Source organism: Sphaerisporangium rufum (assembly GCF_016863395.1).
GTDB classification, from domain to species: Bacteria; Actinomycetota; Actinomycetes; order Streptosporangiales; family Streptosporangiaceae; genus Sphaerisporangium; species Sphaerisporangium rufum.
The window spans coordinates 21161-38256 of the sequence record NZ_BOOU01000106.1; the positions used below are offsets into that span (position 1 = coordinate 21161).

A 17096-nucleotide genomic window follows, 5' to 3' on the forward strand; every position below is an offset into this window, starting at 1 on the left:
GCCGCGGCGCGAGCGGAAGGAGCCGCCATGCAGATGAACGTGCGGGACGTGATGACCGCCGACGTGGCGTCGGTGCACCGGGACGCCCCCTTCAAGGACGTCGCCGAGCTGCTGATCGCCCGCGAGGTGAGCGCGGTGCCGGTGGTCGACGACGCCGGCCGGGTCGTCGGCGTGGTGTCGGAGGCGGACCTGCTGCGCAAGGAGGAGTTCCGCGAGCAGTACTACCGCGAGGGCTACCGCCCGCCGCTGCGCGCCCGGCTGCGCGACCAGGTCGGCGGCCCGTGGCACGAGCGCGGGGACCGCGCGGCCGGCGACACCGCCGGGGACCTGATGACCTCGCCCGCCTTCACCGCCAAGCCGTACACCACCGTCGTGGCCGCGGCCCGGCTGATGCACCAGCACGGGGTGCGGCGGCTGCCGGTGACCGACGACGCCGAGCGGCCGGTCGGCATGGTCAGCCGGCACGACCTGCTGAAGGTGTTCGCCCGCTCCGACGAGGAGATCTCCGCCGAGGTGCGCGAGGACGTCCTGCGCCGCGGCCTGTGGGTGGACACCGGCGCCGTCACCGTGACCACCCGCCGCGGCGTGGTCACCCTGGGCGGGCGGATGCGGCGGCGCAGCGAGGCGGAGATCGCCGCCCGGCTGGCCGGCCGGGTCAACGGCGTGGTCGGCGTCCTCAACGAGATCGGCTACGAGGAGGACGACACCCCCGACTGGGACGGCCGCTGACCGGCGCCCGCCCATGACCTCGATCCTGGACCGCCGTTGGGACGGCCTTGCCCGCCGGGCCGGGACGATGGAGGAACCTGCCGGGAGGAGCGCACCGTGATCGTCGCGGGAGTGGACGGTTCGGCGGCCGGGCTGGCCGCGGCGCGGTGGGCGGCCGCCGAAGCGGAACTGCGCGGGACGCCGCTGCTGCTGGCGCACGCCATGCCCGCCTGGGCCTGCGAGGACGCCGGCGGCCCCTACCAGGAGGTGGCCCGCTGGATGCGCGACGGCGCCGACCAGGTGCTGGCCGGCGCGCTGGAGCAGACGCGGGCCGCCGCGCCGGCCGCCGAGGTCACCACCGCCCGGCTGCCCGGCGACCCCCGGACCGCCCTGGTGGAGGCCGCCGCCCCGGCCGAGCTGCTCGCGGTCGGCAACCACGGGCTGGGCGGCTTCCGGGGCCTGCTGCTCGGCTCGGTCGCGCTCGGGGTGGCCGGGCGCGCCGGCTGCCCGGTGGCCGTCGTGCGCACCCCGCCGGCGCCGCCGCGCCCGGAGATCGTGCTGGCCGTCGACGGCGCCCCCGGGACCGGGCCGGCGATCGCGTTCGCCTTCGAGGAGGCGGCGCGGCGGCGGGTCGCGCTGCTGGCGGTGCACGCCGCGGACGCCCGGCCCGGCCCCGGGCGGACCGGCGACCTGCCGGCGGCGGCGCTGGCCGGCGCGCGCGAGCGCCACCCCGACGTCAAGGTCACCGAGCGGGCGATCGCCGGGCACCCGGTCGAGGTGCTGCTAGGGGCGTCCGGCGGCGCCGAGCTGCTGGTCGCCGGTTCCCGGGGCCGCGGCGCGGGCACCGGCCTGCTGCTCGGCTCGGTGAGCCACGCCCTGCTGCATCACGCCACCTGCCCGGTGGTGATCGTGCCGACCGGCCGGGACTGACCCGCCCGCCGACCGGCCGGGAACGACCGGCCGCGGCCGGGTGGGGGAGCGGGGTGGGCACCGCGCGGCCGGGATGCCAGACTCCCGGTTATGGCGGAGAACGAGGAGCCCTCCCTTATTCCCCAGATGCGGCTGGACGAGCTGCTGTCGGAACTCCAGGTCCGGCTGGAGGCGGTGCTGGCCACCCGCGACCGGGTGCACGCCCTGCTGGAGGCGGTGGTCTCGGTCGGCAGCGACCTCGACCTGGAGACGGTGCTGCGGCGGATCGTCGAGACGGCCACCACGCTGGTCGACGCCAGCTACGGCGCGATGGGGGTGATCGGGGAGGATCGCACCCTCATCCAGTTCGTCCCGGTCGGGCTGAGCGAGGAGGAGATCGCCAGGATCGAGCACTGGCCGCACGGCCTGGGCCTGCTCGGCCTGCTGATCAAGGATCCGCGCACGCTGCGCCTGGCGCACATCTCCGATCACCCCGAGTCGTACGGGTTCCCGCCCGGTCACCCGCCGATGGGCGGCTTCCTCGGCGTGCCGGTCCGGGTCCGCGACGAGGTGTTCGGCAACCTGTACCTGACCGAGAAGCGCGGCGGCGGCGAGTTCGACGAGGAGGACGAGGCGATCGTGGTCGCGCTGGCCACCGCGGCCGGCGTGGCGATCGAGAACGCCCGCCTGTACGAGGAGACCCGGCGCCGGGAGACCTGGCTGGAGGCGTCCTCGGAGGTCACCACCCGCCTGCTGTCCGGTGCCGAGCCGGGGGAGGTGCTCGACCTCATGGCCCGGCGCGCCCGCGAGATGGCCGACGCCGACGCGGTCGCGGTGCTGCTGCCCGGCGAGGAGGGCGGGACGCTGCGGGTGGCCATCGAGGACGGCCCGGGCCCCGGCCCGCTCACCGCCGGACCGGTGCCGGTCGGCGCGTCCATCGAGGGCCGGGCGTACGCCGGCGGCGAGCCGGTCATGGTGGCCGACCCGGTGGGCGGCGAGGTGACCGCCGTCTTCGCCGAGGAGTTGGCGATGGGGGCGGTGGCGGCGGTCCCGATCGGCGCCGGCGACACGGTGCGCGGGGTGCTGTCGCTGGGCAAGCGCCATGGCCGGCCGCCCTTCGGCCACGCCGAGCTGCGCACCCTGCACGCCTTCGCCGGCCAGGCCGCGCTGGCCCTGGAACTGGCCGAGACCCGCCGGGACGCCGAGCGGCTCGGCCTGCTGGAGGACCGCGACCGCATCGCCAAGGACCTGCACGACGTGGTCATCCAGCGGCTGTTCGCCGTCGCCATGACGCTGATGGGCACCGTCCGGCTGGTCGAGCGGCCCGAGGCCTCCACCCGGCTGCAGAGCGCCATCGACGAGCTGGACAACACCATCCGGCAGATCCGGTCCACCATCTTCGCGCTGCAGACGCCCCGCGAGGCCGGGCCGCCCGGCCTGCGCGCCGGCATCGTCGAGCTGGTCGAGGGGGCCCGCGGGCACCTGGGCTTCATGCCCGGGCTGTCGATGGAGGGACAGCTGGACAACCAGGTCCCCGAGGAGATCGCCGGCCACCTGCTCGCCGTGCTGCGCGAGGCGCTGTCCAACATCGTCCGCCACTCCGGCGCCGGCCGTGCCGAGGTGTCCGCCCGTACCGACGGCGGGACGCTCACCCTGGTCGTCACCGACGACGGCTCGGGCATCCCGGCGGGCGGCCGGCGCAGCGGCCTGCGCAACATGCGGGAACGGGCCGAGCGGCTCGGCGGTGCCTTCGAGACCGAGGTGCCGCCCGGTGGCGGCACCCGGCTCACCTGGTCGGTGCCACTGCCCTGATCCCGCCGCCGGCGCCTCCTCCCCACGCCGTTCTGGCCGCGCTCGCGGGGTGCGGCTCATCTGCCTCGCGCGGCGCGTGCGGGCTCATCGACTCGCGCGGCTCGCGCGGCTCGCGCGGCTCGTACGGCTCAGGGGGCGATGCGGCGGCCGGTGAGCCGCTCCAGGCGGAGCAGGATGAACCGTTCGTGCCCGGCGGGCGCCCAGCGCCGCAGCGGCAGCAGGTCCAGCCGGGCCGTCTCAGCGGGGTCGTCCACCACGCGCGCGTGCCCGACGGCAGTGACCGACCAGCCGGTGCGGGTGCGGGCGTCCACCTCGTCGACCTCGAAGGCGACCACCGTGTCCTGGACCGCGGCGGCCAGCGCCGAGCCCGCCGAGGTGCGGATGACGACCGCGCCGCCGTCCAGGTGGAAGAGCACCGGCTGCACCGCGGGCAGCGCCCGGTCGGTGTAGACGATCCGGCCCAGCGGGGCACCGGCGAGCAGCGCCATGCACTCGTCCAGGGTGAGTTCCCGCAGGCCGGCCGGATCCGTTCGCACCACCCCAGCGTGCCGGGCGGGAAGTGCCCAGGTAAGGGGCGAAAGTCCCATTCTTTCCGCGCCGTTTACCGTTCGCGAGGTGTCGGGACCGCGTCCGGCGGCGAGGGTCCCGGCCATGAACGGGGTGGCGGCGGGGCGTCGGCCGGCGGGCGAGGGCCGGTGATGGGCAGGCACGTGCTGGTGGCCTTCGACGGCTCGGCGCACAGCCGGGCCGCGCTGGCCTGGGCGGCCCGCGAATCGCGGGTGCGGCGCGCCGGGCTGCTGGTCTGCCAGGTCTGGGACGGCCCGTCCGCCGCGCTGGCGGCGGCCGTCATGGGCGAGGAGCACCTGGCGGGACGCCGGCTGGCGGAGGGGGTGCGGCTGGCCGAGCGGCTGCTGCCCGGCCACGAGGTGCGCCCGGTGCTGCTGCGCGGCGACGCCGGCGAGGAGCTGGTGGGCATGTCGCTGGACGCGGTGCTGCTGGTCGTCGGCCGCTCGCGACCGGGGGCGGTGGCCGGCCTGCTGCACCGGTCGGTGATGTCGTACGCCGTCGCGCACGCCGGCTGCCCGGTGGTCGCGGTGCGCGCGCCGGCCGGCGGCACCGGCGACCGGCGGAGTCCGGCCGGACCGGGCAGCGTGGTGGCGGGCATCGACGGCACGGCGGGCGCCGCCGCGGTGATGGAGTTCGCCGTGCACGCCGCGCACCGGCACGGCCTGCCGGTGCGCGCGGTGCACGCGGCCGGTGACGGGCAGGGCGACGGGGAGCATGTGCTGGCCGAGCTGGTGGAGATGTGGCGGCGCAGATCGCGGCCCGCGGTGCCGATCGTCGCGCAGGTGGTCCCGGACCGGCCGCTGGCCGCCCTGCTGGCCGGCGAGCACGATCCCCGGCTGATCGTGATCGGCCACCGGGGGAGCGGCGGCCTGCGGGCCCGGCTGCTCGGCTCGGTCGGCCAGGGGCTGCTGCACCACGCCGAGTGTCCGGTCGCCGTGGTCCGCGAACCGGCGCCGGGCTGACCGGCGGATGAAACTTTCACCTCGGCGGTCCGCCGGGAATTCATATATCTGAAAACGTTCGTCCATGTGAACGGAAGCAGTCACTTTAGCGGTGTTCAGCCGGCAGAACGCGTTCATGTACCGGAAGGCGTTCACGAGTGCGAACGACGTCCAGCGGTTTTCCAGCGGCGCCGCCGCGCGACGGCCGATTTCCGGGCCGGGTGGCGGCCGGTCTCCCGGTAAGGCGTATTTCCAGCGGGTCCCGGTGCAGGTGACGGGCGCTGAGGGTGCCCACTTCGCCCGCCTTCATGGTCATTGACAGGACCGGAAACGCTGACTTTACTGCCGATGTCCCGATAAACACCCATTACGGTGCCAAGGGGAGCGGGATGGTGGAATGCGCCGCAGGGCTATTCCACCGCCGGCCGGTCCCGCCTTTTCCTTGCGCCGTCCGGCGAAAGGCGCCCGCGACGTCGCGGCGCCCGGCCGGCCTTCCGGCGGTCCCGCCCTGCCCCCGCGGCCGCCGGCCGCCCGAACCCTGTTGCTCGTCGCCCGCCCCGGACCGGCCACGCCCTCCGCCGCCGCCGGGCGGGCACGGAAAGCGGAGTGACCATGCGAATCGCCGACCCTTCCGTCCTGCCCGCCGCTCCCGGCCCGCCGCGCCGCGCCGCCCGCGTCACCACGGCGCTGGCGGCCGTACTGCTGGGCGCGGACGCCCTGCTCGCCGCGCCCGCCCCGGCGCGGGCCGCCCTGCCGTCCGCGCGGGCCGCCGACCCGGTGAACGCCATGATCGGGTTCGCCGCCGTCAACGCCCTGGGCCAGAACGGCACCACCGGTGGCGCCGGCGGCCCGGTGGTCACCGCCACCACCACCGCGCAGTTCCTCGACTACATCGCCCGGCCCGGCCGGTACGTCATCCAGGTCAGCGGCCGGATCACGCTGCCGACCGGTGACTCCGACGGCATGCACGACGTCACCTCCGACAAGACCATCATCGGCCTCGGCGCGGGCGCGGCGCTGGTCGGCGGCGGCCTGAACATCGGCCTGCCGGTGGACGACGACGTCACCACCCCGCCCGCGGACGCGGTGCACAACATCATCATCCGCAACCTGACGATCACCGGCGCCACCGACGACCTGATCAACGTGCAGATGTTCAGCCACCACATCTGGATCGACCACAACGACCTGTCCAACGGCGACGACGGCGCCGTCGACATCAAGCGCGGCTCGGACTACGTCACGGTCTCCTGGAACCGCTTCCACGACCACGACAAGACGTTGCTGCTCGGGCACGATGACGACAACGGCGCGCAGGACATCGGCCGGCTGCGGGTGACCTACCACCACAACTACTTCGACGGCTCCGACCAGCGCAACCCGCGGGTGCGGTTCTCGCCGCTGGTGCACGTCTACAACAACTACTACCGCGACAACAGTTACGGGATCGCCTCGACCAATGACTCGGGGATCCTCGCGGAGAACAACTACTTCTACAGCGTCAACAACCCCGGCCGGGTGGACTTCAGCGGCCCGCTCGGCCGGATGGTGGAGCGCGGCAACATCCTGGTCGACTGCAACCACCCCATCGAGACCCGGGGCACGGTGACCGAGCCGCGCACCATCTACCCCTACTCGGCCGACCCCGCCTCGAGCGTGCCGGCCATCGTCCCCGCCGGTGCCGGCGTCGGAAAGATCTGAGGGGCCCCGATGACGACCCTCCGCTCCCGGCGCCGGATACCGGCCGCCGCCCTCACCATCGCCCTCGCCGCCGCACTCGCCATGCCGGCCGGGGCCGCGCTCGCCACCGGCGCCGTGCCGGCCCGGCCTGCCCTGGCGGTGGCCGAGAGCTCGCCCACCGGGTTCGCCTCGGTGAACGCGCTCGGCCAGAACGGCACCACCGGCGGCCTGGGCGGCCCGGTGGTCACGGTGACCAACGGCACCGACCTGGCGTACTACGCCGGCCGCAACACCCCCTACATCATCATGGTCTCCGGGCGCATCCAGATCAGCGGCATGATCACCGTGGTCGCGAACAAGAGCGTCCTCGGCGTGGGCTCCACCGCGGAGATCACCGGCGGCGGCCTGCAACTGGGGTCCACCACCCGGCCGGGCAACAACGTGATCATCCGCAACATCAGGTTCACCGGCGCCTCCGACGACTCCATCAGCGTCACCAACAAGGCGCACCACGTGTGGATCGACCACAACGACCTGTCGGACGGCTACGACGGCCTGCTCGACATCAAGCGCGAGTCGGACTACGTCACGGTCTCCTGGAACCGCTTCCACGACCACAGCAAGACCGCGCTGCTCGGCCACTCCGACACCTACACCGCCGACATCGGCAAGCTGCGGGTCACCTACCACCACAACTTCTTCGACGGCACCGACCAGCGGCACCCGCGGGTGCGCTTCGCCGAGCCGGTGCACGTCTACAACAACTACTACCGGGGCAACGCGCTGTACGGGGTGGCCTCCACCATGAACGCCGGCGTGCTGGTCGAGGGCAACTACTTCCGTGACGTCGCGCACCCCATCTATGTCGGCTACGACAAGAGCGGCCCCGGCCGGGTGGTGGAGCGGAACAACATCTACGACAACTCCGGCACGCCGCAGACGGCGGGCACCGTGGTGGAACCGCGGACCTACTACTCCTACCCGCTGGACCCCGCGGCGAACGTCCCCGCCATCGTCGAGGCCGGCGCCGGCGTCGGCCGGATCTGAGCCGCCCCGTGCCGCCGCCCGGCCGGAACGGCCGGCGGCGGCCCGGTCCCCCTCCTCACGAAAGGCACCGTCAATGATCAACGCCTCCTCCGGCCGCGCCGAACTCGGGCGGCGGGCGTTCCTCGCCGGCGCCGCGGCCACCGCGGCCGGCGCCGCCCTCGTCGGCCGGGCCGCGCCCGCCCGGGCGGCCGCCATCGGCACCCCGGTCGGATTCGCCTCGGTCAACGCGCTCGGGCTGAACGGCACCACCGGCGGCGCGGGCGGCCGGGTCGTCACCCCGGCCACCGCCGACGAGTTCCTGGACCTCATCGACAGCAAGGAGACCCTGACCATCCAGGTGAACCGGACGTTCGCCATCATCAGCAAGCAGGGCGTGCGGCCGAACAAGACCGTCATCGGGATCGGCACCTCCGGGCACATCACCGGCGGCGGCCTGGACTTCTACCGGTCCTCCAACGTGATCGTGCGCAACATCCGGTTCACGAACGCCGAGGACGACGCGGTCAACATCGGCCAGGAGTCGCACCACATCTGGGTCGACCACTGCACCTTCTCCGGCGCCATCGACGGGTCGGTGGACATCGTGCGCGCCGCCGACTACGTCACCGTGTCGTGGAACCACTTCGACCACAGCGACAAGAGCATGCTGATCAGCCACTCCGACGGGGCCGGGTCCACCGACACCGGCCACCTGAAGGTGACGATCCACCACAATTTCTTCGACAACAGCCGGCAGCGGCACCCGCGTGTCCGCTTCGGCGAGCCGGTGCACGTCTTCAACAACTATTACCTGAACAACGCGCTGTACGGCATCGCCTCCACCGAGAACGCCGGCGTGCTGGTGGAGGGCAACTACTTCGAGAACGTGCCCCACCCGCTGTATTCGGCGAGCGGGTACGCCGACAGCGGCCCCGGCCGCGCGGTGGCGCGGAACAACGTGTTCGTGAACTCCGGCGCCCCGGAGACCTCCGGCACGGTGGTGGAGCCGCGCACCTACTACTCCTACACCGTCGACGCCCCGTCGACGGTGCCGGCCGCGGTGCGGGCCGGCGCCGGCATCGGCGCCCAGTGGGGGCCCTGACCTTCCACCGGGTGACCCCGGGCCCGGGACCGGACGCCCGGGCCGGGTACGGCGGGCACGGCGCGGCGTCCCGGCGGACGCCGTCCGCGCCACGGCCGGATGCGCCTGGCCACCGCGCCGTCCCGTCCCGCGCCGTCCCGCGCGGGAGGCTCCGGGTGTGGGGCCCCGGAGCCTCCCGGTTCGGCGCGACCCGGCGTCAGAACGCCAGGTCGCGCCAGCTCCGCACCTGGTCCGCCGGCAGCCTCCTGGCGAAGATCGCCATCCGGTCCACCGCGCCGGACAGCCGCTGGCCGCCGTCCTGGTCGGCGGCGAAGCGCAGCGGCCGGGCGGTGCAACCGGTGATGCCGTCGCCGGTCGCCTGGGCACCGGCCACCCGGGCGCCGTCGACGTAGACGTCGATGGCCCCGTCCCGGGCCAGCGTGACGACCAGGTCGATCCAGCGGTCCACCGGGATCGTGGTGTCGATCCCCACGTTCATGCCGGCCCCGATGAAGCGCAGCGTGTTCCACGGCGTCAGGTCGATGATGACGCCGTCGGTGCCGGGGTCACCAGAGGGCTGGGAGTCGAACAGCCGGCGGTAACCGCCGCCCCCGACCTTGACCTCGGCGGCGAAGGTGGCCTCGGGCAGCTGGCCCAGGGTGGTGTCCTTCGTCGTCAGGTAGGTGGCGCCGGACAGCACCAGCCCGCTGCCGCTCGGCGCGGTGCCGTCATAGGCGGCGCCGGCCACGACCGTCGCGTCCCGGCCGTTCCCCGAGGCGTCGGTCACCGTGCCGCCGGCCGCGGGGTCCCAGGCGACCAGCGGCCGGTCGGCGGCGGGGATGGCGCAGGGGTTCATCGCCACGGTGGCCGAGGCGCCGCCGGTCCAGCCGGCCCCGGTCACCGTGGCGGTGACCCGCGCGCTCCGGGTGCCGTCGGCCGGCCCGCCGGTGACCGTGAACGACGCGGTCCGCGTCCCGCCGGGTGCGGCCGCCGGCAGGTGGACCTTGGCGGGGACCGCCGTCCAGCCCTTGGGGAGGGTGAGCGTCACGTCGGAGGCGGGCACCGCCCGCCTGCGGGTGGCGGTCACCGCGACCTCGACCGGGAAGGAGAGTCCCGGCTCCGCGGTGGCCGGCGCGGTGATGGTGACCGCGGCCTCGTTCTGCACGGTGTACGCCTTGCCGGCCGTGGCGTTCCAGGTCAGGGTGTCCCCGGCGCGGTGCGGGCCGACCTCGTGGCCCTTCTCGTCGTACACGCGGTAGCGCCCGGCGATGAACCCGGACTTCACCGTGATCGGCCCGGTCCGGCCCGGATGCACGGTGATCGTGTCGGCGGCGCCGGCCTTCCAGGTGGCGTCGACGGTCACGTCGCCCCGGGCGCGCAGCCCGGAGACCGAGCCGTCCTTCCACGACGACGGGAGCGCCGGCAGCACGTGCACGTAACCGTGCTGGCTCTGCACCAGCATCTCCGCCACCCCGGAGGTCGCGCCGAAGTTTCCGTCGATCTGGAACGGGGGGTGGGTGTCCCAGAGGTTGTCCAGGGTGGAACTCTTGATCTGCTCGCTGAGCATCTTCAGCGCGTGGTCGCCGTCGAGCAGCCGGGCCCAGAAGTTGATCTTCCATGCCTTGCTCCAGCCGGTGCCGCCGTCGCCGCGGGCCGTGAGCGAGACCTTCGCGGCCTCGGCTTCGGGCGTGCCCGCGACGATCTGGTCGCCGGGGTGCAGCGCGTACAGGTGCGAGACGTGCCGGTGCTGGTCGGTCCGGGAGTCCCAGTCGCTCTTCCATTCCTGGAGCTGGCCCCAGGAGCCGATCCGGATGCCCGGGTCGAGCCGGTCGAGCTTCGCTTTCACCTCCGCCTGGAACTCGGGGTCCACCCCGAGCCTTCTGGCGGCGGCCAGCGCGTTGGTGAACACCTCGTGCACGATCTGCTGGGACATGGCGGCGCCGGCGGAGAAGTCGCCGTGCTCGGGGGAGTAGCCGGGGGAGACGACGAGGCGGCCGTCGCGCGGGTCGGTGTGCAGGAAGTCCAGCCAGAACTCGGCGGCCCCCTTGATCACCGGGTAGGCGGTCTCCCGCAGGTAGCGCACATCACCGGTGAAGAGGTACCGGTCGTACAGGTGCCGGGTGGTCCAGGCGGCGGCTTCGGGGAACCAGAACGAGCTGGGGTAGTTGTGCACGCCGGTGAAGCCGAACGGGTTGGTCTCGTTGTTGACCACCCAGCCCCGGGCGCCGTACATGTCGCGAGCGGTCTTCGTGCCCGGCGCGACCATGGCCGAGACGTACCGGTCGTAGGGCCGGGTGGTCTCGTCGAGGTTCGTCTGCTCGGCGAGCCAGTAGTTCATCTGCAGGTTGATGTTGACGTGATAGTCGGCCGACCAGGGCGGGCTGGTGGAGTTGTTCCACACGCCCTGCAGGTTGGCCGGCAGCAGCTCGTCCTCGCGGGAGCAGGAGATCAGCAGGTAGCGGCCGTAGGCGAACATCAGCGCCTCCAGCGCCCGGTCGTCGGCCGAGCCGCCGCCGGTGTAGGCGCGGCGCAGCCGGTCGGTCGGGATCGCCGGGGCGCGCTGGCCGATGTCCAGCTTCACCCGGTCGAACAGGCCGCGGTAGTCGGCCAGGTGCGCCTGCTTGAGCCGTTCGTAACCCTGGCCGGCCGCGGCGTCGACGGCGGCGGTCACCTTGGCGTGCGGGTCGTCCCCGCGATAGGCCGGGTACTCGTCGGAGTAGTCGGTGCCGGCCGACAGCACGAACACCGCGCTGTCGGCGCCGCTGACGGTGATCCTGTCCTGGGCGTCGGTGCGGGTGCCGCCCTGGTTGATCACCTGGACCTGGGCCTCGAACCTCATCTTGTTGTCCGCCAGGGCGCCGCGGATGGTCAGCCGGCCGCCGGACGCGGTGACGGTCTTGTCGTTGCGCGGCGAGGTGTGGCGCAGGGTGAAGGACACCTTGCCGTCCTGGTCGGCGGCGAGCCGGCCGACGATCAAGTTGCCGGGGTGGCCGGCGAAGTACTCGCGGGAGTATCGGACGCCGTCGGCGGTGTAGCCGACCCGGGCCACCGCCTCGCGCAGGCTGAGCTCCCGCCGGTAGCCGGTGGGATTCCGCGGTGCGTCCGGGACGTCCAGGAAAAGGTCGCCGAAGGTCTGGTAGGCGCCGAAGCCGGTCTTGGGCTGACCCAGCCTGGCCGCCACCTCGCCCGGTGCCATCTTGCCATCGCGGTCGATCTGCCGCCGGACCTCGGCGATGGCGCCCGGTCGCGGCGCCTTCCAGTCACCGTGATCGTAGCCCGGCGAGCCGGGGCCGCCGGTCCACAGGGTCTTCTCGTTGAACTGGATCTGCTCGGTGGCGACGCCGCCGAAGATCTTGGCGCCCAGCGGGCCGTTGCCGATGGGCAGGGCCTGGGTCTCCCAATCGGTGGCCGGCTTGTCGTACCAGAGGGTGAGGTCGTCGGGAGTGTCCGCCGGGCCGGCCGGTTCGGCGGCGGCCGTGCCGGGTGGGCCGAGGCCCGCGGCGAGGGTGAGGACGGCCGCGACAACGGCTGGGAGACGTCGCAAGAACGGGGGGTGCACCACAAGTCCTCCGAGCACAGGGGGGGTGATCTCGACATAAGGAGATAGCACTCAAGTTCACCTGTCACAAGAAGTAGATCCGATGTCTGTCTGGCTGCTGGCCAGGGTTGCCGGCGGAGTGGCAGCGGCGATTCGGCCTCTTGCTGCACAAATGGCGCTGATCGCTGGTGTCGTCCGCCTCAATCCATGCGCTGGCCCGATAACAGATCGGAGGTGTATCGAACGAAACCATTGACACTCCAACCGGCCAGGGATCAGCATCCGGAAGACAAAACATCGGATGTATGGCAGGGGTGCGGAGTGATGCGGCCACCGGCTCGGCCGGTCCGGCGTGGTGCCTCAGACCGGGTCACCTGAGGAAGCCGGGCACCGTCCCTGGCCGCCCCTGACACCCTTCTCGCCCTGTGTCGAATCGAGGGACAACATGAGATTGCGTACGACCGGCTCGGGTGCGGTCGCGCTCGCCCTGGCGTGCTCGCTCGCCGCCTGCGGCTCCGGCGATGCCCCGTCCGGCGGCGGTGGATCGGCGGCGGGGGGCGCCACGGCGGGTGGTGGCAAGATCGCGGTGGACCTGCCCCGCGCGGACTCCGATTTCTGGAACTCCTATGCCAAATACGTACCGAAGCAGGCCAAGGAACTCGGCGCCGACCTGATGCCGCCGACCAACTCGCAGAACGACGTGGCCAAGCTGGTGGCCAACGTCCAGGCCCTGGTGAGCCAGGGGGCGAAGGCCGTGGTGATGGCCCCGCAGGACACCGGTGCCGTCGCGAACACCCTGCGGCAGCTCGCCGACCGGAAGATCCCGGTCGTCACGGTGGACACCCGGCCGGACAAGGGCGACACCTTCATGGTGGTGCGTACCGACAACCGGCTCTACGGCAGCGAGGCGTGCAAGTTCCTCGGCGAGAAGCTCGGCGGGAAAGGCAAGGTCATCGAGTTCCAGGGCTCGCTGTCCTCGGTCAACGGCCGCGACCGGTCGGAGGCGTTCGCCGAGTGCATGAAGACCGACTACCCCGGGATCACCGTGTTCGAGGAGCCCACCGAGTGGGAGGGGCCCAAGGCGGCGGCCGCGCTGCAGACCCGGCTGACACAGCACCCGGACATCAAGGGGATCTATATGCAGGCCGGCGGCGTCTTCCTCGCCCCGACGCTGCAGGTGCTCAAGACCAAGGGGTTGCTGGCCGGCCCGGACGACCCCGAGCACATCTTCATCGTGTCCAACGACGGCATCCCGCAGGAGCTGAAGGCGATCCGGGACGGTCACATCGACGCGACGCTGTCCCAGCCCGCCGACCTGTACGCGAAGTACGGCGTGTACTACGCCAAGGCCGCGATCGACGGCAAGACCTTCGCCCCCGGGCCGACCGACCACGACAGCACGATCGTCGACGTCGGCGGCGGCCGGCTGGAGGACCAGCTCAAGGCCCCGCTGGTGACCAAGGACAACGTCGACGACCCCGGGCTGTGGGGCAACCAGGTCGGCAAGTGACGGGTGACGGTCGAGGCGGCGGGGCCGTGCGCCCCGCCGGACGGAGTTGAGTGAATGAGCATCGCCGTAGAGGCCCGGGACATCACCAAGCGGTTCGGTCCCACAGTCGCGCTGAGCGGCGTCGGCATCTCCATCGCCGAGGGAGAGACGCATGCGCTGGTCGGGCGGAACGGGGCCGGCAAGTCGACGCTGGTGTCGATCATCACCGGCCTGCAGCCACCGGACGGGGGCGAGGTGCGCTTCGGCGGGGAACCCGCCCCGCCCATCGCCGACCGGGACGCCTGGCGCCGCCGGGTCGCCTGCGTCTACCAGAAGTCCACCGTGATCCCCACCCTCACCGTGGCGGAGAACCTGTTCCTCAACCGCCAGGCGGGCCGGGGTCCCATCCGGTGGCGGTCCCTGCGCGACCGCGCGGCCGGGCTGCTCGCGCAGTACGGCCTGGACGTGGACGCCCGCACGGTCGCGGGCGAGCTGTCGGTCGAGCAGCGGCAGCTCGTGGAGATCGCCCGGGCCCTGTCGTTCGGGGCGCGGTTCATCATCCTGGACGAGCCGACCGCGCAGCTCGACGGCCCGGCCATCGAGCGGCTGTTCGAGCGGATGCGGGCGCTGCGCGAGCAGGGCGTGACGATGCTGTTCATCTCCCACCACCTGGACGAGGTGTACGAGATCTGCCAGACCGTCACGGTCTACCGGGACGCCCGGCACGTGATCTCCGCCCCGGTCGCCGGTCTGCCGCACGATGAGCTGGTCGCCGCGATGACCGGCGAGGCCGCCCAGGGGTACCGGGCGGGCGAACGCGCACCGGACCCGGCCGCCCCCGTCGTGCTGGCGGCGGCCGGGCTGAGCCTGGCCGGGCGGTACCAGGAGGTGGACCTGGCGGTCCGGGCCGGGGAGGTCGTCGGCCTGGCCGGCTCGGGCGCCAGCGGGAAGGTCGGTCTGGCCGAGACCCTCGTCGGGCTGCGCCGGGCCGACACCGGGACGGTGACCGTGAACGGCACCGTCCTCCGGCCCGGCGACGTGACCGCGGCGCTGCGGGCCGGCCTCGGGTTCGTGCCGCGCGACCGCCACCAGGAGGGCTTCGTGCCACTGCTGTCGATCGCCGAGAACGGCACGCTGCCGATCGCGCACAAGCTCGGCCGGTTCGGCGTCGTCTCGCCGGCCGGTCGGCGGGCCAGGGCGGAACGCATGATCGAGAGCCTGGCGATCAAGGCGTCCGGGCCTGAACAGGCGGTCGGGGAGCTGTCGGGAGGCAACGCGCAGAAGGTCGTGATGGCGCGGGCGCTCGCCGATGACCCGAAGGCGCTGGTCGTGATCAACCCGACGGTGGGAGTGGACGTGAAGTCCAAGCAGGTCCTGCTGGCGGCGGTGGAGGACGCCGTCGCCCGGGGCGCCGGCGCCGTCCTGGTCTCCGACGAGCCGGCGGACCTGCGGATCTGTGACCGGGTGCTAGTGATGTTCCACGGCCGGATCGTGAAGGAGATGCCACGGGGGTGGGCGGAGGCCGAACTCGTGGCCGTGATGGAAGGTGTCGACACCCGATGACCACCTCGACGGGCGCGGTGACGCCCGCCCCCACCGTCCGGCCGGCGAGGCTGCGTGACCTGGCCCTGCTGCCGGCCATCGCGCTGCTGGTCCTGGTGGGGGCGCTGATCGACCCGGCCTTCCTCAGCCGGGACAACATCGTCAACGTGCTCCAGCAGCAGACCGAGCTGTCGCTGCTGGTGCTCGCCGAGGCGATCATCCTGATCGCCGGACGGTTCGACCTGTCGCTGGAGTCCACCGTCGGCCTCGCCCCGGCCCTGGCGGTCGGGCTGGTCATTCCCGCCACCGCCGACGGCCTGGGCGCCGAGCTGCCCGTCTGGACGGCGATCCCGCTCTGCCTGCTGACCGGCGGGCTGATCGGCGCCTTCAACGGCATGCTGATCGTACGGTTCCGGCTGTCGGCGTTCATCGTGACACTCGGCATGCTCATCGTGCTGCGCGGCCTGCAGGTCGGGCTCACCGGCGGGCAGAACCTGTTCGAGCTGCCCGAGTCGTTCTTGTACCTGGGCAACGCCCGCTGGCTGGGCCTGCCCGCGTCCATCTGGATCTGCGGGGTGCTCTTCGCGGCCGGCATCGCCGTGCTCGGCTACTTCCGGCACGGCCGGTCGATCTACGCCATCGGTGGCAACGCGGACGCGGCCCGTGCCGCCGGCGTCCGGACCGACCGGGTGCTCTGGACGGTGTTCGTGATCGGCGGGCTGCTCGCCGCACTGGCCGGCCTGCTGATGACCGGCCGGCTCGGCTCGGTGGCGGCCGACCAGGGCAACGGCATGATCTTCACCGTGTTCGCGGCCGCGGTCATCGGCGGGGTCAGCATGGACGGTGGCAAGGGCACGCTGTTCGGCGGCCTGTGCGGCGTGCTCGTACTCGGACTGATCAACAACATCCTGACCCTGGCCGGCGTGTCCGCGCAGTGGATCCAGGCCATCTACGGCGCGATCATCCTGCTCGCCCTGGTCATGGCCCGGCTCACCAGCGGAAAGGCGCAGGACTGACCGGCTGGACTCAGAATTGCGGGATATCGCACGGCGAATGCCCCGGCACGCAAGCTGCCGGGGCATTCGGGGTGGTCGACGGGGCGGTGGCCGGTTACGGCGGCTGGAACCCTACAGGCCGATCGGGGCCTGCGGGCCCGCGTAGGTGCGCAGCAGGCCCGGCACTTCGGATGCCGGGTCCAGGCGGTAGGAGTAGAAGCTCGACGGGGTGAAGGCCGAGCCGCCGGTCTCCCGCTGCCCGCTGCAGCTCACGCAGATGCTGCCGCTCTGCCGGATCTCGGCGGTGTCGTCGCGGTAGTAGGGGTCCTTGACGTTCTCGTAGTAGGTGTTCTCGATCACCATCTTGGTGTGGCCGCGCGAGTAGTTGCCGTAGCCGGTGATGTTCTGCATGTAGTTGTTGTAGAGGTGCGCGTAGGCGACGTTGTCGGTGCTGGGGTTGCGCACGTCGTTGTGGTGGATCCAGTTGTGGTGGATCGTGATCCGCGCGGTGGTGTTGTCGGTCCAGCCGATGCCGAACGCCTTGTGCCCCTCGGCGATGACGTTCCAGGACACGGTCAGGTAGGAGGTGTCCTTACGGCTGTCGATCAGGCCGTCGTTCATCCGCACGATGTAGTTGTGGTCGATCCAGACGTGGTGCGAGGTGTCCATCTGGATGCCGTCGTAGTCGTATTCCTTGTCGTCCGGGTCGTCGTCGGCCATCCGGGTGTCGCGGATCTGCAGGTTGCGGATGATGATGTTGCTGACGTTGTTGAGGTTGAACCCGCCGTTGACGATCTGGCCGTTCTTG

The 17096-nt window shown here is 72.5% G+C and carries 13 protein-coding genes; 10 read left to right on the forward strand and 3 right to left on the reverse strand.

The genetic code is table 11. The features are described 5' to 3' along the window. Positions 1 to 27 precede the first annotated feature (27 nt). The 3 genes from Sru01_RS33250 to Sru01_RS33260 all read left to right on the forward strand — a co-directional run bounded on the left by Sru01_RS33250 (position 28) and on the right by Sru01_RS33260 (position 3429). The gene (locus Sru01_RS33250; protein WP_203994272.1) at positions 28 to 729 is read left to right on the forward strand and encodes a CBS domain-containing protein; all 702 of its coding nucleotides are present in this window, start codon (positions 28 to 30) and stop codon (positions 727 to 729) included. Between the two features lie 96 nt (positions 730 to 825). After that, positions 826 to 1638: a universal stress protein gene (locus tag Sru01_RS33255; RefSeq protein ID WP_203994274.1), complete on the forward strand. Its 813-nt coding sequence runs from the start codon at positions 826 to 828 to the stop codon at positions 1636 to 1638. A gap of 90 nt (positions 1639 to 1728) precedes the next feature. Beyond that, a complete protein-coding gene (locus Sru01_RS33260) occupies positions 1729 to 3429 on the forward strand; it encodes a sensor histidine kinase (protein WP_203994276.1) in 1701 nt (566 codons plus the stop codon). Between the two features lie 128 nt (positions 3430 to 3557). On the opposite strand, the gene Sru01_RS33265 is transcribed toward Sru01_RS33260, so the two are convergent. Next, on the reverse strand, positions 3558 to 3965 hold the full coding sequence (locus tag Sru01_RS33265; protein WP_239138003.1) for a pyridoxamine 5'-phosphate oxidase family protein: 408 nt from the start codon (positions 3963 to 3965) through the stop codon (positions 3558 to 3560). 162 nt (positions 3966 to 4127) lie between these two features. Between Sru01_RS33265 and Sru01_RS33270 the strand changes: the two genes are divergently transcribed. The 4 genes from Sru01_RS33270 to Sru01_RS33285 all read left to right on the forward strand — a co-directional run bounded on the left by Sru01_RS33270 (position 4128) and on the right by Sru01_RS33285 (position 8745). Further along, positions 4128 to 4958 carry a universal stress protein gene (locus Sru01_RS33270; RefSeq protein WP_203994280.1) on the forward strand — a complete coding sequence of 277 codons (831 nt, stop codon included), beginning with the start codon at positions 4128 to 4130 and terminating at the stop codon, positions 4956 to 4958. Positions 4959 to 5549: 591 nt separating this feature from the next. Next, positions 5550 to 6638, forward strand: coding sequence for a pectate lyase family protein (locus tag Sru01_RS33275; protein WP_203994283.1), 1089 nt, complete (start codon positions 5550 to 5552; stop codon positions 6636 to 6638). A gap of 9 nt (positions 6639 to 6647) precedes the next feature. Next, a complete protein-coding gene (locus Sru01_RS33280) occupies positions 6648 to 7664 on the forward strand; it encodes a pectate lyase family protein (protein WP_203994285.1) in 1017 nt (338 codons plus the stop codon). Positions 7665 to 7737: 73 nt separating this feature from the next. Then, entirely contained in the window at positions 7738 to 8745 is a 1008-nt protein-coding gene (locus Sru01_RS33285; protein ID WP_203994287.1) for a pectate lyase family protein, read from the forward strand. A gap of 196 nt (positions 8746 to 8941) precedes the next feature. On the opposite strand, the gene Sru01_RS33295 is transcribed toward Sru01_RS33285, so the two are convergent. Next, entirely contained in the window at positions 8942 to 12268 is a 3327-nt protein-coding gene (locus tag Sru01_RS33295; protein WP_239138005.1) for a glycosyl hydrolase family 95 catalytic domain-containing protein, read from the reverse strand. A 439-nt stretch (positions 12269 to 12707) separates the two neighbouring features. Between Sru01_RS33295 and Sru01_RS33300 the strand changes: the two genes are divergently transcribed. The 3 genes from Sru01_RS33300 to Sru01_RS33310 are packed head-to-tail and all read left to right on the forward strand — an operon-like array spanning position 12708 to position 16309. Then, positions 12708 to 13772: a sugar ABC transporter substrate-binding protein gene (locus Sru01_RS33300; RefSeq protein ID WP_203994289.1), complete on the forward strand. Its 1065-nt coding sequence runs from the start codon at positions 12708 to 12710 to the stop codon at positions 13770 to 13772. Between the two features lie 54 nt (positions 13773 to 13826). Next, on the forward strand, positions 13827 to 15314 hold the full coding sequence (locus Sru01_RS33305; protein ID WP_203994291.1) for a sugar ABC transporter ATP-binding protein: 1488 nt from the start codon (positions 13827 to 13829) through the stop codon (positions 15312 to 15314). Further along, the gene (locus Sru01_RS33310) at positions 15311 to 16309 is read left to right on the forward strand and encodes an ABC transporter permease (protein WP_203994293.1); all 999 of its coding nucleotides are present in this window, start codon (positions 15311 to 15313) and stop codon (positions 16307 to 16309) included. The genes Sru01_RS33305 and Sru01_RS33310 overlap by 4 nt, the downstream gene beginning before the upstream one ends. 111 nt (positions 16310 to 16420) lie before the next feature. Here the strand turns inward: Sru01_RS33310 and Sru01_RS33315 are convergent. Beyond that, positions 16421 to 17096 (reverse strand): pectate lyase family protein (locus Sru01_RS33315; RefSeq protein ID WP_203994296.1); only part of this gene is annotated, 676 nt, incomplete at its 5' end.